The organism is Mucilaginibacter sp. OAE612 (genome assembly GCF_041806395.1).
Taxonomy (GTDB): domain Bacteria; phylum Bacteroidota; class Bacteroidia; order Sphingobacteriales; family Sphingobacteriaceae; genus Mucilaginibacter; species Mucilaginibacter rubeus.
In genome coordinates this window covers 3,041,473-3,059,758 of record NZ_JBGMUW010000001.1, presented here as the reverse complement: position 1 = coordinate 3,059,758, position 18,286 = coordinate 3,041,473, and the positions used below count along the sequence as shown (strand labels likewise).

Sequence of the window (18,286 nt, the reverse complement as noted above, 5' to 3'; positions counted from 1 at the left end):
ATTGACAAATACGCAAAGCAAAAAATGACGTAATGACCCTATGATGTAATGCAAATGACGCGAAGCAAATGGCACAACGTAAATGACCTAATGACTAAACCTATGATAGGAAATTACATTAACACCACAGTGCGCGGCCTGATGAAAAACCGGGCCTACAGTTTCTTGAACATTGCCGGTTTGGCTATTGGCGTTGCTTGTGCATCCATGATATTTTTGTGGGTGCAGGATGAGCTTACGTTTAATCAAAATTTTGTAAAGCGCGATAATCTGTACACAGTTCGTGAAAATCAAACCTATGATGGTAAAACCTCCACATTTCGCGCTACGCCGGGGCCAATGGCCGCTGCACTAAAAGCAGATATTCCCGGTGTAAAAAATGCGGCACGTATGGCCGGCTCTGATAATATAGTATTTGCATTGGGCGACAAAGTGATCAACGAAGATGGCTCCTATACTGATGCTGAGATTTTTCAGATGCTGAAACTGCCGTTTTTACAAGGTGATGAGGCCAATGTTTTTCATGAACTGCATTCGGTAGTAATCAGCTCTACTATGGCTAAAAAGTTTTTTGGTGATGTTAACCCGGTAGGTAAGGTCCTGAAGATGAACAATGAGCAGGATTTTGCAGTTACCGGGGTGTTTGCAGATTTTCCCAAAAATTCAACATTCCAAATGCAATGGTTTGCACCATTGAAAAATATCGATCACATGCAGCCCTGGATGCAGGACTGGGGAGCAAACTGGGCTCGTACCTATGTGGAGCTGGAACCATCAGCAGACGTTAATGCCGTTAACAAAAAACTGGCTAACTACATCGGTACTAAGAAAAATGGTAACAAAACCGTTTCGTTCCTGTTCGGAATGAACGACTGGAACCTTCGTGATAAATTTATTGATGGTAAAATGAATGGCGGTCGCATTGAGTATGTTCGTCTGTTTTCGGTAATTGCCTTTATTATACTTATTATAGCTTGCATAAATTTCATGAACTTGTCAACCGCAAGATCTGAGAAAAGAGCTAAGGAGGTTGGGGTACGCAAAGTGATGGGAGCCGGTAAAGGTAAGCTTGTAGCCCAGTTTATAGGCGAGGCGGTGATTATGGCGTTTATAGCGGTAATTGTAGCTGTGTTTTTAGTTTACGCAGTTCTGCCATCGTTCAATAATATGGTTCAAAAAGAGCTTACTATCGACCTTTTGCAACCACTCCATTTGTTTTATTTACTGTCGATAGGTTTGGTTACCGGTTTGCTGGCTGGCAGCTATCCTGCGTTTTACCTGTCGTCATTTAACCCCATTGCCGTATTAAAAAATATCAAATTACCATCTGCAGCTGGCGCGGGCTTTATCAGGCAAAGTTTGGTGGTGATCCAGTTTTCAATTTCGATAATATTGATCATCGGTACGGTGATTATCTACCAGCAAATTCAACACGTTAAAAATCGTGAGCTGGGTTATCAAAAAGATAACCTTGTTTATATCGATACTAAAGGCAAACTGACAGATCATTTTGCTGCGGTAAACAATGAATTAAAACAAACCGGGGTTGTAGCCGATGCTTCATTGAGTGAATATCCAATTTTACAAATTTGGAGTAACACGGATAATTTTTCATGGGACGGAAAAGATGCCTCAAAAAATCCACTGATCACTATCGAAAGCGTAAGCCCTCAGTTTGTATCAACTATGAATATGAAACTGCTTGCCGGCAGGGATTTTTATGCCAATGCAAAGCTCGATAGCAGCAATGTGATTATTAATGAAGCCTTTGCCAAACAAATGGGAAAGGCTGGTCACGTAGGTGGCATTATCAGGGATGGTGGCAGTAAACCATACCAAATTGCTGGAATCATTAAAGATTTCCTTTATAATGATATGTATGTTTCTGGCGCACCGCTGATGCTGTTTAGCCGTCCACAAAACAATAACATTTTAACTATCCGCTTTAAAGAGGGCGTTAATTTAACCGAGGCGCTGGCAAAAGCAGGCGAAGTTTATAAACGCGCCAACCCCGGTTATCCATTCGAATACAAGTTTGTTGATGCTGATTTTGATGAGCTTTTTAAAACGGAGGCCCTTACCGGTAGGCTGTCGGGCATATTTGCATCGCTGGCTATCGTTATTTCATGCCTTGGTTTGTTTGGCTTAGCAGCTTATACTGCCGAAAGAAGGATCAAAGAAATAGGCATTCGCAAGGTACTTGGTGCTTCGGTAGCTGGTTTAACCGGGTTGCTATCCCGTGATTTTTTAAAGCTGGTTGCAGTTTCATGCCTGATTGCCTTTCCGGTTGCCTGGTATGCAATCAATAACTGGCTGCAAAGTTATCAGTACCGGGTAACTGTACAATGGTGGGTATTTGCTGTCGCCGGCATTGCCGCTATTGTTATAGCGCTGGTAACTGTGAGTTTTCAGGCTGTTAAGGCGGCATTGAACAACCCGGTGAAAAGTTTGAGGTCTGAATAGCCTCGCCCAACCCTCTCCAAAGGAGAGGGCTTTAAATGAAATTGAAACAATAATATAAAAAGGTCCCTCCCCTTTGGGGAGGTTAGGAGGGGTTTATGATTCGTAACTATTTAAAAATCGCGTGGCGCAACATCCTGAACAATAAGGTTTATAGCGCAATTAATATATTGGGGCTTGCCGCAGGCATGGCGGTTGCGCTGATTATTGGTCTTTGGGTAGCCAATGAATATTCATACGACAGGTTTTTACCCAACTATGAGCAGCTTTACCAGGTTGAACAGCATTTTACTACCCAGCATGATGGGGAGCACACACAAACGGCGGTTTCATTGCCATTGGCCGGGGTTTTGCGCAAGGAAATTCCGGGCATAAAACGCGTGGCCGAAACAGATTGGGTAGGCATGCAATGGCACGATCTGTTAGTAGGTGATAAAAAGCTCTACGTTGCCGGAGGCGCAGCTAACCCCGATTTTTTACAGATCTTTAAATACGCCTTTGTAAAAGGTAATGCTAAAGATGTGTTTACACAACCAAATTCCATCATCCTTAATGAATCTACCGCGAGAGCACTTTTCGGCGATGCCGATCCGATCAATAAAGTAATACGTTACGATAATAGTCAAAATTTGAAGGTTACGGGCATAATAAAAGACATCCCTAAAAATGCCACGCTGCAATTCAGCTTCCTGACTCCTTTCAGCTTTAAAGAAGCAACCGAGGGCTGGATGAAAGGAGCCCGCACTACATGGACCAACAACTCCTTTAACATGTACCTGGAGCTGCAACCCGGTGTTACTATGGAGCAGATTGCACCAAAAATTAAAAACATAGTATATGATCATAACGAACAGATGCGCCCGGCAAAACCTGAAGTAATTATTCATCCATTAAAAAAATGGCATTTGTATAATGATTTCAAAAACGGTAAGGCTGTTGGCGGTTTTATTGATTATGTGCGTATGTTTAGCGTGATAGGTGTTTTGGTGTTGCTTATTGCCTGCATCAACTTTATGAACCTTTCAACCGCCAGGTCTGAAAAACGGGCTCGCGAAGTAGGGGTACGCAAAGCCATTGGTTCGCAACGCGGCGATCTGATAGCCCAGTTCCTCGCGGAGTCGATAATGATCACTTTCATTTCATTTTTGTTGTCGATAGTGATGGTGCAGCTGGCTATCCCGTCTTTTAATGCTATCGTAGGTAGCGCTATTAGTATCCCATATACCAATGTTTTGTTTTGGGCTATGATGATAGCCTATGTGCTGCTTACTGGTTTGTTAGCAGGTAGTCGTCCTGCATTTTATCTATCGTCATTTAACCCTGTGCAGGTATTAAAGGGTACTATTAAGGTTGGCAGGTCGGCTTCATTGCCGCGCAAGGTGTTGGTAGTAATGCAGTTTAGCTGTTCTGTTGCTTTGATTATCAGTACTGTTATTGTTTATCAGCAAATACAATATGCTAAAAACAGGCCTACCGGTTATAGCTCAACCCGTTTAATGATGACCGACATGAGCGGCGATCTTGAAAAAAACTACAGCGCTTTAAAAAACGACCTGATAGCCAGTGGAACGGTGGAGGGCGTGGCCTCTGCGTCAAGCCCGGTTACCAATATTTATAGCCATATGGGTATTGATAACTGGCCCGGAAAAGGAGGGGGTGAAACAGGGATAAACGTTGGAGCTATCTCTGTATCTCCTAATTACTTCAAAACAATGGGCATGACCATGAAAGAAGGCCGTGATTTTTCGGCCGAATGGGCATCTGATACAACAAATGTTATCATCAACGAAGCTGCCGTAAAACGCATGGGCTTAAAAGATCCGATTAACAAAGTGATAAATTATAGCTTTATGGGTCGGGTTCATATTATAGGTGTGGTTAAAGATGCCCTAATGGAATCGCCATTTACACCTGTGCAGCCGGCTGTATTTAATCATGGCAGGGGAGGTAATAACATCATGTATCGCCTGGCACCTAACGTAAATATGCAGGATGCCATTAAGAAGATAGGGAAGATCTTTGATACCTATAACCCGGCGTATCCTTATATCTATCAGTTTGTTGATGAGGAATACAATCGCAAGTTTAGCCTCGAAGCCTTAGTTGGCAAACTTGCCGGCGTTTTTGCCGGATTAGCTATTTTCATTTCATGCCTTGGTTTGTTTGGGTTAGCTGCGTACGTAGCCGAGCAACGCACCAAAGAAATTGGTATACGAAAAGTATTGGGTGCTTCAATAGCACAAGTGTGGCTGCTGCTATCAAAAGAATTTATTTTACTGGTGATGTTAAGTTGCATAATAGCAACGCCTGTAGCTTTTTATTTTTTGAAAGACTGGCTGCAGAAATATGATTACAGGATAACAATAGGTCCGGGAGTGTTTGTGCTTTCGGCAGTGGCAGCAATCGTTATCACACTGGTTACGATAAGTTTCCAGGCTATAAAGGCAGCGTTGACAAATCCGGTGAAAAGTTTGAGAAGTGAGTAACCTCACCCAAACCCTCTCCAAAGGAGAGGGCTTTAAGAAGATTAAAATACATAACTAATAACTAAATATATCACAAGTACAATTCCTCCCCTTTGGGGAGGTTAGGAGGGGTTTATGATCAAAAACTACATAAAAATTGCATGGCGAAATTTGGTGCGTAACAAGGCTTACGCAACCATCAGTGTTATTGGTTTGGCTTTGGGTATAGCCTGTGGCGTACTAATATTTACGCTGATCACTTACCACCTGAGCTTTGATACCTTTCATAAGGATAAAGACAGGATCTACCGTTTTTATACCGAGTTTCACGATCAGGGTGTAGACCGGGTAGGCGCTATTCCGCAACCGATGGCCAAGGGTTATCGAAATGACTTTGCTTTTAGCGAAAAAACGGCGAGATACATCAGCTTTAATAAAACGCTGATCACGATTACCAAGGGAAGTGAAGTGAAAAAATTTGGTGAGGATGATGGCGTTGCGTTTGTTGAGCCCGAGTATTTCAATATCCTGAATTTTCCGTTGCTCAAAGGTGATAAGAAAACCATGCTTGTTAACCCCAATGAAGCTTTAGTTACCGAAAAAGTGGCCCAAAAATATTTTGGTAATGATAACCCCATAGGCAAAGTTTTCAAGCTGGATAACAACATCAACGTTACTATAACCGGTGTACTGCAGGATTTGCCAAATAACACCGACCAAAAGCAACAGATTTTCATTTCGTATGCAAGTATGGAAGCGTACGCAGGTAAAGGCCGTGAAAATAACTGGGGCGGCGTTTACAGCGGCTGTCAGGGCTTTACCCGATTAAAGCCAGGCGTAACAAAGGCACAGGTTGAAACTGCCATGCTGCAATTGGTTAAAAAGAATTACACCGGTCGGGATTTGCAGGTTTGGCGCTTTAAATTACAGCCTATTGCCGAAATGCACTTTGACCGTGAACTCGGCGGCTACGCTGATAAGAGCTATTTATGGGCACTGTTCTTTATCGGCGTGTTCCTGATCATTACTGCTTCGGTGAACTTTATAAACCTAGCTACGGCTCAGGCACTAAACCGCTCAAAAGAGGTAGGCATCCGTAAAGTATTGGGTAGCCAGCCTTTTCAATTATTTTGGCAATTTATTGCCGAAACGGCTATCATCAGCATTATTGCTGTGGGAGTTGCTATTGGCTTATCAGAGATTGCTTTGACGCCATTAAACAATCTCTTCCATGCAAGGATGACCTTTAACTGGGCCGAATTGAGCGCTTTTATAGTTGTTATTACTATTGTTGTTGTATTTCTTTCGGGTTCATATCCTGGTTTGGTACTGGCAAGGTTTCAGCCAATTAAAGCGCTTAAAAGTAAACTGTCCCAAAAAGATGTAGGTGGTTTTTCGTTGCGCAGGGTACTGGTAGTTACCCAGTTCACTATATCGCAGGTACTTATCATCGGTACTATCATCGTAGTATCGCAATTACATTATTCACAAACTGCCGATCTGGGCTTTAATAAAAATGCCGTAGTGCTTGTGCCGCTTCCTCAAAACGATAAGATGAAAATGAGCACGATGCGTAATCGCCTCAGCGAAATTAAGGGTGTTGAAAATGTATCTTACTGTTATAACCCGCCGGCGTCGCGTTCAAATAGTAATACCGGTATTCAATATGATAATCGTGCCGAAGACGAGCATTGGAGCATCAACACCAAACAGGCCGACGAAAATTACATTTCCACTTTTGGCATTAAACTGATTGCAGGCAGAAACTTCTTCAAAGGCGATTCGGTTAAAGAGTTTTTGGTGAACGAAACCTTCGTTAATAAACTGCACCTTAAACCGCAGGATGTGATAGGTAAACAAATGGCAGTTAATGGCCGCGACTATAAAGGCACCATTGTAGGGGTGATGAAAGATTTTTATAATTACTCTTTCCATTCGGAAATTTCCCCATTGTGTGTGATGCCTAATTACCAGGATTTGGGTACCGTTGCTGTGAAAATAGACATGCGTAATGCTAAGGCTACGTTAGCTGCAATTGACAAGATCTGGAACCAAACCTTCCCGGAAGAATTATATTCATACCAGTTTTTGGACGATACTATTGCCCATTTTTACGAAATGGATAATATCCTGTTAACATTGGTTGAAGCGTTTGCCGGTATAGCGATCATCATAGGTTGCCTCGGTTTATACGGCCTGGTATCGTTTATGGCCGTGCGTAAAACCAAGGAGATTGGTGTGCGCAAAGTATTGGGAGCAAATATCAGCAGTATTCTTTGGTTGTTCGGTAAAGAGTTCAGCATATTGTTGCTTGTTGCATTTGTAATTGCCTCTCCGCTGGCCTGGTGGGCAATGCATAATTACTTAAAGGATTTTCAATACCGGATCAGTATCGGCCCTCAGATATTTGTAATGTCCATACTATCCACATTTATAATAGCCTGGATTACGGTAGGTTACCGCGCTGCAATGGCGGCGCTCGCCAACCCGGTTAAAAGTTTGCGTTCCGAATAAATAGTCATTGAGTCATTTGCTTCGTGTCATTAAGTCATTGAAGAATGAGCAAAGCAAAAAATGACCTAATGACGCATTGACCTAATGATATAGAATATGATTAGAAATTATCTGAAAATAGCCTGGCGAAATATCGCAAACAACAAAGCTTATACAGCTATCAACGTTTTAGGATTGGCAGCTGGGATGGCTGTTGCCTTGATGATAGCGCTTTGGGTTGCCCATGAATATTCATATGACAGATTTTTGCCCGATGCCAACAGGGTATACCAGGTTCGCCGTAATTTTAATAGTAATGGCGAAACATTAACGTTTAGTTCAACCTCGCTAAAACTGGCAGATGTATTGAAAACTATGCCAGAGGTAGAATATGTAGCACCCACGGATTGGGGTGGCACACACGGGTTAATGGTAGGCAATAAAAAGTTATCTATTGATGGTGTGCAGGCAGGTAGCGATTTCCTGAAAATTTTTCAATACAATTTTTTACAGGGAAGCCGCACAACAGCTTTGAATGATCCATATTCGATTGTATTGACCAAAGCTACTGCTCTCGCTTTATTTGGCACTGGGAATGTAATCGATAAGGTAGTTAAGGTTGATAATAACTACAATTTAAAAGTTACCGGCGTGATTCAGGATGTACCGTTGAATTCTTCGCTTCAGTTTAAATATGTTATTCCATTCAGTTTGATGGAGCAACAGCCTTACATGAAAGGCGCGCACGATAGCTTCGGTAACAATAGCTTCGAGCTATTTGCAAAGCTAAAACCAGGTGTAACGTACGCACAACTGGCCCCAAAGATCCTTCATATCGAAAAAGGCGAAAAAAATATAAATGCCGAAAACTCTGACGTAATTATGCAGCCGATGGTCGACTGGCATCTGTTGTCCGATTATAAAAATGGAGTTGCTGCAGGTGGTTTTATTGATTATGTACGCACCTTTAGTATTGTTGGTGTACTGGTACTACTGATAGCTTGTGTGAATTTCATCAACCTCACAACTGCCCGGTCTGAAAAACGCGCGCGCGAGGTCGGCATCCGTAAAGCTATCGGATCACAACGTCAGCATCTGATATTCCAGTTCTTGACAGAATCTACATTGATCACACTGATCTCCTTTATATGCTCAATGCTTTTTGTTCAAATAGCGCTCGGGCCGTTTAACTCGCTCACCGGTACTACTATTGCCATCCCTTTTAACAGCGCAATTTTTTGGCTGATTGCCATAGTGTGTGTGTTGCTTACAGCCTTGGTGGCTGGTAGCCGTCCTGCATTTTATCTTTCGTCATTTAATCCGGTTAAGGTATTAAAAGGTGCTATTCAGGTTGGCCGCTCAGCATCGTATTCGCGTAAAGTTTTAGTAGTGATGCAGTTTAGCTGTTCAATAGCCTTGATCATAAGCACAGTTGTTATTTACAGGCAAATTCAATATGCAAAAAACCGCCCGGCGGGATACGATATTAATAGGTTAATAGCCACTAATGCCAATGAAGATTTGGGTAAGCACTATTCAGCTTTTAAAAATGAATTATTGCAAAGCGGCGTGATTGAAAGTATCTCCACAGCATCAAGCACCATTACAGATATTAACATGCACAACAACCTTGACCAATGGCCTGGTAAATTTGCCGGCGAAACCGTTGAAATGGGCGTAATAGCTGTAGCTAATGATTATTTCAAGACTGTGGGCATGAAAATGCTTGCCGGCAGGGATTATAATAACGTTGTGTCCGATTCATTGAATATCATTTTTAATGAAGCGGCGGTTAAGCGCCTGCGCCTTAAAGGTGATCCGATAAGCCAGGTAATAACTTATGGAGGTAAGCAGCGCAAGATAATTGGTGTAGTTAAAAACGCGCTGATGTTATCGCCGTTTGCACAGGCCGACCCAACCATGTTTGTGTATAATAATGATCCGCATCAAAACATGATTTACCGCCTCTCGCCCAAAGTGAACCCGCATGATGCTATTGATAAAATTGGGCAGGTGTTTTCAAAATATAGTCCGGCCTATCCCTATACCTATCGTTTTGTAGATGATGATTATAACCGCAAGTTTGGTCAGGAAGTGTTGGTGGGTAAGTTGTCGGGCATATTTGCCGGTTTGGCTATTTTTATATCCTGCCTCGGTCTCTTTGGCTTGGCTGCATATATCGCCGAACAACGCACCAAAGAAATTGGTGTGCGCAAGGTATTGGGTGCAACTGTAAGTCAGCTATGGTTTTTACTGTCGAAGGATTTTGTGCTGCTGGTGCTCATCAGTTGCGTGATAGCATCACCTATAGCATTTTACTTTTTGCAGGGATGGCTACAAAAATATGATTACAGGGTAAGCGCAGAGCCAGGTGTGTTTATCATATCGGCAATAGTTGCGATAGTGATTACGCTGGTAACTATCAGTTTTCAGGCTATTAAAGCGGCAATTGCCAACCCGGTTAAAAGTTTAAGAAGCGAATGACCTCACCCAACCCTCTCCAAAGGAGAGGGCTTTAAGTGATACTAATTAATCAATATTAATAATTCCTCCCCCTTGGGGAGGTTAGGAGGGGTAAATGATAAAAAATTACTTCAAAACCGCCTGGCGGAATATCTGGAAAAGCAAGGTTTTTTCGGCTATTAACATTTTTGGATTGGCTGTAGGTATGGCAGCTTGTATCGTCATCGTGCTGTTTGTTTATTACGAAAAAAGCTTTGATAGCCTGCATACTAAAAACATCTATCGCTTAAACGAGGTGCAAAAGTTTGAGGGAATGGGCGCCACACAAAAAGTTGCCTTATCTATGTTCCCTATGGGGCCAACGCTTAAAGCCGATTTCCCGGAAATAAAAAACTTTACGCGTGTCCGCTGGCAACAAAAGTTTCCGCTCAACAACGGCCTTAAACGTGTGTACATGCCACAGGTGTTCTTTGTAGACTCGGTTTTTTTAAAGATGTTTGATTTTAAACTGTTAAGGGGGGACCGGGCGACCGCTTTGTTAAAACCCCGCAGTGTTTTATTAACAGAAGATGCAGCCAAACGCATGTTTGGTAATGACGACCCGATAGGTAAAACCGTAACCAATTACGGACAGGATACCATAACTTATTCGGTTACCGGTATATTAGCTAATGTGCCCAAAAACTCACAATTGCAGTTTGACTGCCTGTTTTCATTCAGCAGTATTTATAAGAAATGGATGTTTACCAACTGGGGCGGCAACTGGTTAAATACCTATCTTGAACTGGCCCCTGGTACCAACGTAGCGGCGCTTGAAAAGAAGTTTCCAGCCTATCTTCAAAAATATAAAGGTAAAGACGGCCCTAAAAATTATGAGCTATTCTTGTTATCCCTGAAAGATGTTCACGCTAACTCGGCTGATATAGGGCTGGATTATATCAACTATCAAAAATTTGATAAACATATCACCAACCTGTTTACAGTTATAGGGATCATTGTTTTGGTAATAGCCTGTATTAATTTCATTAACCTTTCAACCGCGCGGTCATCGGAGCGGGCAAAAGAAGTTGGCGTACGCAAGTCTATTGGTGCAGGGCGTATTCAGCTGGCCATGCAGTTTTTGGGCGAAACGGTGTTACTTTCCCTGATAGCTTTAGTTTTTGCATGTGTTTTGGTGACCCTTGCCATTCCGTTTATCAATAGTTTGAGCCAGCGCGATATCAGTTTGCCGCTGCATGATAACAAAATGCTTATCGGAGTGGTGTTTATAAGCACAGTGCTTGTCGGTATTATATCCGGTATATATCCTGCACTCTTTCTGTCGTCATTTCAGCCGGTCAAGGTATTAAAAGGGGCTTTAACTTCAGCAGGAGGTAATAAGGTGCCACTGCGTAATATTTTGGTTGTTGGCCAGTTTACGAGTGCTGTAATCTTAATGATAGCTACGGTTTTGGTTATCAGGCAACTTAAGTTTATGCAGAAAAAAGATCCCGGTTTTAATCGCGATCAGATTGTTAATGTTCCTTTGGGTTTGATCCCGCAAAACAAATATGATTTGTTTAAACAGGAGTTGCTTTCCAACTCGATGGTGCAGGGAGTTACTGCATCGCAGGATATTTTGGGTAGCCACCTTGACCAAACAGGTATCTCATTTAAACTTGGTGATTCGCCGTTGCGCCAGCTTACTTCAACATTGCTGGTGGTTGATAATAACTACCTTGATCTGTATAAGATCAAACTGCTGATGGGTAAAAATTTTTCTACCGATACTTCTGCGGTTTGGAAACAATATATCATCAATGAAGCGCTGGCTAAGGAGTTGTTGAAAGATCATAAAGGGAAAAATATGGAATCCTTATTGGGGCAAAGATTTGGTTTTGATTCGTTGGGCGTGATTACCGGAATAGCCAAGGATTTCAATTTCAATTCCCTGCATTATAAAATTGAAACGCTGTTCCTGGTAAATGGTAAAGGGTTTAACCAAATGTCAGTTAAGATCAACGGCGGCAGGGCTAAGGAAGCGGTAGCATTCATCCAGTCAACCTGGAATAAAGAGTTTCCGGGTGTGCCTTTTGAATACCAATTCCTTGATGATCATTTTAAAGAAGTTTACAGCGTTGACAACCAAATAAGTACCGTAGTAAGTATCTTAGCTGGACTTATCATTATCATATCCTGTTTGGGGCTGTTCGGCCTTGCATCTTACTCAGCCGAAAAACGAATCAAAGAAATCGGAGTACGCAAAGTATTGGGGGCATCGGTACAAAACATTGTGATGCTGCTTTCGGGCCATTTTGTAAAACTAGTGTTGATTGCCAATGTCATTGCCTGGCCTATCGCATTTTATGTCATGAGCAAGTGGCTGCAGGACTTTGCCTATCGTATTGATATCAGTTGGTGGATATTTGGTATTGCCGGGCTTACTTCGCTGGTTATTGCCTTTGCAACGGTAAGTTTCCAGGCAATTAAAGCGGCGGTAGCTAACCCGGTTAAGAGTTTAAGGAGCGAGTAACCTCACCCAAACCCTCTCCAAAGGAGAGGGCTTTAAAAAAAATCAAAGCTTATAAAAGATATAACAATTCCTCCCCTTTGGGGAGGTTAGGAGGAGTTTATGATAAAAAACTATATAAAAACAGCATGGCGTAACCTGGTTGTTAACAAGGTTACTTCACTCATAAGTATTGCGGGATTGGCAGTTGGAATAGGCTGCTTTATATTGCTGGCTACCGACCTGTTAAATGAATTACGGTACGATAGATTTCATGTAAAAGCCGATAGGATAGTCCGTGTGGTTTATAATTATAAATCATCAGACGATGCTGAAGCTAAATCAGTATCGGTAACGCCAACTGCGCCTGTGCCCGTATTTAAACAGCAATTACAGGAAATTGAGGATGGTGTACGGATTTACCGGTATAACAACCCGGTGCAATACCAGGACAAATTATTTAACGAAAAACGGTTCTTTTTAGCTGATGAGCCTTTCTTTAAGATCTTCAGCTTTAAGTTTTTGAAAGGTAATGCCGCTACCGCGCTTAGAGACCCGTCGGCTGTGGTGATCACCGCTTCTACGGCAAAAAAATATTTCGGCAACGAGGATGCCGTAGGCAAGGTTTTGAAGGTTAATAACAAGCAAAACATGATGGTTAGCGGTGTGGTGGAAGATGTGCCCGAATACTCGCAGATCAAATTTGATATGATCGGCTCCTATGCCGGCTTAGAACATGCTAAAACACGCAAATGGGATTCGGCTAATGATTATTCGTACCTGCTGTTAAAACCGGGTGTTAATATGGCCTCGGTTGAGCAAAAAATGAACAACTACGTAGCCGAGCTGTTTAAAGATGATTTTAGGCAGGGGCATAAAATGTGGTTCAAGCTTGAACCTTTGACTAATGTTCACTTGAAATCGGCGGCTACATACCCGCTAACACCATCCGGCAATATCAAATACATTTACATTTTGGGTGCGGTTGCTGTTATTTTATTGCTGCTGGCTTGCGTAAATTTCCTGAACCTGGTAACTGCTAAAGCTATAGAGCGTGGCCACGAAATAGGGGTAAGAAAGGTAATGGGCGCAGCCCGTACCCAGCTTTTTGTTCAGTTCATTATTGAGTCGGCGATGATCACCCTGGTATCGCTGTTAGGTGGTTTGTTTTTAGCCGATGTAAGTTTTAAATGGTTCAGTGATTTTTCGGGGCAGCAATTGGGTTTTCAAACATGGAACATTTCATGGCTTGTCATGGCCGTGGCCGCCCTGTTTGTAGCGGTAACTTTTTTAGCTGGGACATATCCATCGCTATATTTATCTTCATTTAACCCCATCGTCACTTTAAAGGGAAAACTTACAAATACAACTGGTGGTAAAGCTTTACGCAGATCGTTGGTTATAGTTCAGTTTGTTGTATCTGTGTTCTTTATGATCTGTACGGTTATAGCCGGCAGCCAGCTGCGATACATTCAGCATTTGAATATTGGTATCGACCGGTCGCAGGTAATGGTACTGGATCTTGGTGGCGAATCGTTAAAAGAGGTCCAATCATTTAATAATGCGGTAACTCAATTGCCGGGAGTGCTTGGTGCTACCGCGTCGTATGACTCGCCGGTTGATGTTCACGGCGGATATAGTATTAACAAGGCCGATGGCAAAAACAGCGACTATAATCTTTCGGTAACCGCGTTGCCGGTAGAAAAGAATTTCTTGAAAACACTCGGCATCAAACTGGTTCAAGGCATAGATTTTACTAATGCCGATGAAACACGCGCTACCGATCCCGATCAAAACAAGCGCTATTATGGTTTTATCATCAATGAAAAGGCTGCTGAAGCTTTGGGCTGGAAAGCCGAAGAAGCGATAGGCAAACACATTGGGCTAAACGGCCGTACTGGCGAAGTCAGGGGCGTTGCACAAAATTTCAACTTTGCATCCCTGCATCAGGAAGTTACCCCAATTGTAATGTTTACTGAAGATTATTTTGGTAAAATACTCGTCAAAACCTCTGGAAATAATATTGGTAAAACCATAGCTGCAGTAAAAGAGAAATGGGCCGCCTTTAACCCGGCCACACCGTTTGAATATCACTTCCTCGACCAGGAATTTGATGACATGTATAAGGTTGAGCAGCGCATAGGTTCAATACTAACTGCGTTTACTTTGGTTACAATTTTTATTTCCTGTTTGGGTTTATTTGGCCTGGCGGTATTTTCAACCAGGCAAAGGGTAAAAGAAGTTGGGGTACGTAAGGTTTTAGGTGCAAGCGTTTTCAGTATAGTGAAACTTGTTTCAGGCGATTTTTTGAAACTGGTAATTATATCGGTTATCATCGCCTCACCAATAGCCTGGTATGTCATGCACAAGTGGCTGCAGGACTTTGCTTATAAGATCAGCATACAAATATGGGTATTCATAGCTGCAGGCACAGTGGCCATACTTATCGCCTTTATTACCGTGAGTGTGCAATCACTTAAGGCCGCGCTTGCTAACCCGGTTAAGAGTTTGCGGTCTGGAGATTGATTATTTAGGTGAAAGGTAATAGGCGAAAGCTGAAAGGTTTATTAACGTTGATGTAATGTTAAAAGTACCTTTTCAGCTTTTTGTTTTAATTAAGCCCTGTAGAGCACCGAAGTTTTGGATCCCGCGGCCACTACCTGGTTACGATAAAAAAAAACCTTTAACCTTTCGCCTCAAAAAAACACTGTATCATAACCGAACGCATCTTGTTACATAAGCGTACAGTCATGTTTTGATAAGATGATTTAATATGTTGATAATTAATTAGATATAACTTTGGTATGTTATTGATATGTTAATCGCAAAATGATGAGTATTATTGTTTAACTCATTTATTTACTAACAAACTAATTCAATAACTAAAAATGTTATCACTGCAGCATATTTCAAAGTATTTCCAGGTAGGGGGCAACAGAAACATCATTCTTAATGATCTTAGCCTTGAGGTTGACGAGGGCGAATTTATTTCGATCATGGGCCCTTCAGGTTCGGGCAAATCAACATTACTTAATATCATAGGTATGCTCGACGAACCATCAGACGGTTACCATTATTTTGAAGGTCATGCGGTGCATCAGCTTAAAGAAAAACAACGCTCGGCTTTATACAAGCAATATATTGGTTTCGTTTTCCAGGCTTATCATTTAATTGACGAGCTTACCGTTTATGAAAACATTGAAACCCCACTTATTTACCAGGATTTTAAAAGCGCTGAGCGTAAAGCCATGGTTGCCGATATGCTCGACCGCTTTAACATTGTTGGCAAAAAAGATCTTTTCCCGGCACAGTTATCGGGCGGACAGCAGCAGCTTGTGGGCATAGCGCGCGCGCTTATTGCAAAACCAAAATTGTTATTGGCCGATGAACCAACCGGTAACCTCAACTCAAAACAAGGGGAGGAGATTATGGAACTGTTCCGTAAGCTGAATAAGGAAGATGGTGTGACCATTATACAAGTTACCCACTCCGAAAAAAATGCCGAATACGGTTCGCGCATTATCGATCTGCTGGATGGCAGGATCGATTCATCAAGAAAACTCTGAACTCAATAATAAAATGCGATACTATAAATTACTATTTCTCGGTCTTGTTACGTTGTCGTCGGCAAAAGCGTTTGGCCAGTCTGATACATCCCTTTCGTTGCAGAAATGCATTGATATTGCTATAAAAAATAACCTTGATGTAAAGCAAAGCGAATTAAAGGCCCAAAGTGCCCGCATTGATTTTATGCAGGCTAAAGAAAACATGCTGCCAACTTTAAATGCTAATATAAACCACGGTATAAACCAGGGGCGTAATATTAACCCCTTTACAAATACCTATGTAAATCAATCATTAACTTACGGCAACTACAGTCTCGAATCAAACCTTACGCTTTTTGGTGGTTTACAAAACGTAAATGCTATCAAACAAACTTCGCTGGCTTACCAGGCCGGTAAAATGGATTTGCAGCAGGCTAAAGATCTGGTTACTATAAATGTGATTACTGCCTATTTGCTTGTACTGGATAATACGGAATTGTTGGCACAGGTTAAAAACCAGGTTGATGTTTCGGCAAAGCAGGTTGAAAGGCTAACTGTTTTAGAAAAGGATGGTGCTAATAAATTGCCATCTGATCTATATGATTTGCAGGGTACACTGGGCGATAACAAGTTGAACGTTGTTGCGGCTAACAGCGCGTTGGAAAGTGCCAAACTGAGCTTATTACAAATACTTAATATCCCATATAATAAAAATATTGTATTGCAGCCCATTAACGCACAGGACGTTTCAAATCAAACTGCGCTCACGTCCGATCAGGTTTACGATACAGCGTTGCAGCAACTGGCCTTAGTTAAAGCCGCCACGCTTCGCCGGCAAAGTGCCGAAAAGGCTGTTAGTGTAGCTAAAGGGGCTTTGCTGCCAAATGTTTCGTTATATGGCGGTTTGTATACCAATTACTCAAGCGCTGCGCAAAGCTCAGTGTTCACCGATTCATCGACTGTAAATACCGGTAACTTTATAAATACGCCAGGTGGTAAGCAACCAGTTTTAACTACGCAGGCCAATTATGTAAATAAAGATATCGGCTACTATGACCAGTTTAAAAATAATTACAGTACACAGTTTGGTGTAAGCCTAAAGATCCCGATCTTAAATTATTTCCAAAATCACAATAAAGTGGCGAAAGCAAAGATCGATTTGCTCAATTATAAATACATAGAAGAAAATACTAAAATTAAGCTAAAGCAAGATGTTGAACAGGCTTATCTTAACATGACATCGGCCTATAACAGGTATACTGTGCTCCTTGAGCAGGTTAAAGCTTATGCCGAATCATTTCGTACTGCCGAAATACGGTTCAATGCGGGTGTTTTAACCTCGGTTGATTATGTAGTAGCGAAAAATAACCTTGATAAATCAAAGATAAACATGATCAATGCCCGGTATGACTGTTATATTTATAACAAAATACTTGATTATTACCAGGGCAAATTAGCGTTGTAAATGCGATAAGACTACCAAAGCTTATACTTTTATTAAAGATTATAAGTTAAATATCCGGTTATACTTTACTGAATTATCAGTTGGGTTTAGCCGGATATTTCTAATTTAGCAGCGGTTTTGCAAACAATAAGGTTTGCCGACACTTAATACCTCATTCAAACACCTAAAAAAAATGAAAAAAGCAATTTTACTCTCCTTATCTATTTTTTTACTGTCAGTCGGCGTTTCAAAAGCCCAGGTAATCCCGAGCTTTTCTTTCGGCCTTAAAGGCGGTTTAAACTATTCAACATTTCCCTCAAACGGCGTTTTTAACAACGATAATAAAGCAGGCTACCAGGCCGGTGCATGGGCACGGATAGGTGGCCTGGGCTTAATTTTTCAACCCGAACTTTATTATACTAATAAAAGCGTAACTGTAAATAATGGAGGTGTTTCAAATAAACAAAGCTTTAAAAGTTTTGACGTTCCATTGCTTGTAGGTGCTAAAGTTGGTGCCTTAGGTTTAGGTGGAAGGTTTTATGGTGGGCCGGTGCTTTCATTTACTACCGGAAGAGATAGGGATGCATTTAATGATGCAACAGCGTTAAGATATAAAGATGCGAACTACGCAATACAGGTAGGTGCAGGTGTTGATATCAGTAGCCTGTCTATCGATCTTCGTTACGAAGGTGGTTTAAATAAGATAGCTTATGGCAACGATAATTCACACACACGTGTTAGCTTGTTCAGCCTTGCTGTAGCTTATAAATTGTTCTCGTTATAATTTCCCAGTCCCTCAAAAAATACTGAAAGACCTGCCGGTAACAGCGGGTCTTTTTTGCGTTAGATCGGAGTATAAACTTTCCTATTATTCAAGTTACGCAATCGATTGCATATATAGTATTATATTTTAGCTTTTATTTGATAG

9 protein-coding genes are annotated in these 18,286 nt (G+C 41.7%); all 9 read left to right on the top strand.

All coding sequences use genetic code 11. The features are described from left to right. Positions 1-102: 102 nt before the first annotated feature. The 9 genes from ABID99_RS12700 to ABID99_RS12660 all read left to right on the top strand — a co-directional run bounded on the left by ABID99_RS12700 (position 103) and on the right by ABID99_RS12660 (position 18,142). Complete coding sequence (locus ABID99_RS12700) at positions 103-2,463, top strand: ABC transporter permease (RefSeq protein WP_373613912.1); 2,361 nt, start codon at positions 103-105, stop codon at positions 2,461-2,463. Positions 2,464-2,558: 95 nt separating this feature from the next. Then, entirely contained in the window at positions 2,559-4,946 is a 2,388-nt protein-coding gene (locus ABID99_RS12695) for an ABC transporter permease (RefSeq protein ID WP_090525368.1), read from the top strand. Positions 4,947-5,060: 114 nt separating this feature from the next. Continuing rightward, positions 5,061-7,439: an ABC transporter permease gene (locus tag ABID99_RS12690; protein WP_373613911.1), complete on the top strand. Its 2,379-nt coding sequence runs from the start codon at positions 5,061-5,063 to the stop codon at positions 7,437-7,439. Between the two features lie 96 nt (positions 7,440-7,535). Further along, complete coding sequence (locus tag ABID99_RS12685; RefSeq protein ID WP_373613910.1) at positions 7,536-9,902, top strand: ABC transporter permease; 2,367 nt, start codon at positions 7,536-7,538, stop codon at positions 9,900-9,902. 94 nt (positions 9,903-9,996) lie between these two features. Continuing rightward, complete coding sequence (locus ABID99_RS12680; RefSeq protein ID WP_354482629.1) at positions 9,997-12,393, top strand: ABC transporter permease; 2,397 nt, start codon at positions 9,997-9,999, stop codon at positions 12,391-12,393. Positions 12,394-12,492: 99 nt separating this feature from the next. Continuing rightward, complete coding sequence (locus tag ABID99_RS12675; RefSeq protein WP_373613909.1) at positions 12,493-14,895, top strand: ABC transporter permease; 2,403 nt, start codon at positions 12,493-12,495, stop codon at positions 14,893-14,895. Between the two features lie 362 nt (positions 14,896-15,257). After that, positions 15,258-15,935, top strand: coding sequence for an ABC transporter ATP-binding protein (locus tag ABID99_RS12670; RefSeq protein ID WP_176624504.1), 678 nt, complete (start codon positions 15,258-15,260; stop codon positions 15,933-15,935). Between the two features lie 13 nt (positions 15,936-15,948). Continuing rightward, complete coding sequence (locus ABID99_RS12665) at positions 15,949-17,379, top strand: TolC family protein (RefSeq protein WP_373613908.1); 1,431 nt, start codon at positions 15,949-15,951, stop codon at positions 17,377-17,379. Between the two features lie 172 nt (positions 17,380-17,551). Then, positions 17,552-18,142 carry a porin family protein gene (locus ABID99_RS12660; RefSeq protein WP_176624508.1) on the top strand — a complete coding sequence of 197 codons (591 nt, stop codon included), beginning with the start codon at positions 17,552-17,554 and terminating at the stop codon, positions 18,140-18,142. Positions 18,143-18,286 lie beyond the last annotated feature (144 nt).

Bases quoted from the DNA above. Each gene is read 5' to 3' on its own strand.
- ABID99_RS12660 (WP_176624508.1), top strand. From the start codon at position 17,552: ATGAAAAAAGCAATTTTACTCTCCTTATCTATTTTTTTACTGTCAGTC.
- ABID99_RS12680 (WP_354482629.1), top strand. From the start codon at position 9,997: ATGATAAAAAATTACTTCAAAACCGCCTGGCGGAATATCTGGAAAAGC.
- ABID99_RS12695 (WP_090525368.1), top strand. From the start codon at position 2,559: ATGATTCGTAACTATTTAAAAATCGCGTGGCGCAACATCCTGAACAAT.
- ABID99_RS12690 (WP_373613911.1), top strand. From the start codon at position 5,061: ATGATCAAAAACTACATAAAAATTGCATGGCGAAATTTGGTGCGTAAC.
- ABID99_RS12700 (WP_373613912.1), top strand. From the start codon at position 103: ATGATAGGAAATTACATTAACACCACAGTGCGCGGCCTGATGAAAAAC.
- ABID99_RS12685 (WP_373613910.1), top strand. From the start codon at position 7,536: ATGATTAGAAATTATCTGAAAATAGCCTGGCGAAATATCGCAAACAAC.
- ABID99_RS12670 (WP_176624504.1), top strand. From the start codon at position 15,258: ATGTTATCACTGCAGCATATTTCAAAGTATTTCCAGGTAGGGGGCAAC.
- ABID99_RS12675 (WP_373613909.1), top strand. From the start codon at position 12,493: ATGATAAAAAACTATATAAAAACAGCATGGCGTAACCTGGTTGTTAAC.
- ABID99_RS12665 (WP_373613908.1), top strand. From the start codon at position 15,949: ATGCGATACTATAAATTACTATTTCTCGGTCTTGTTACGTTGTCGTCG.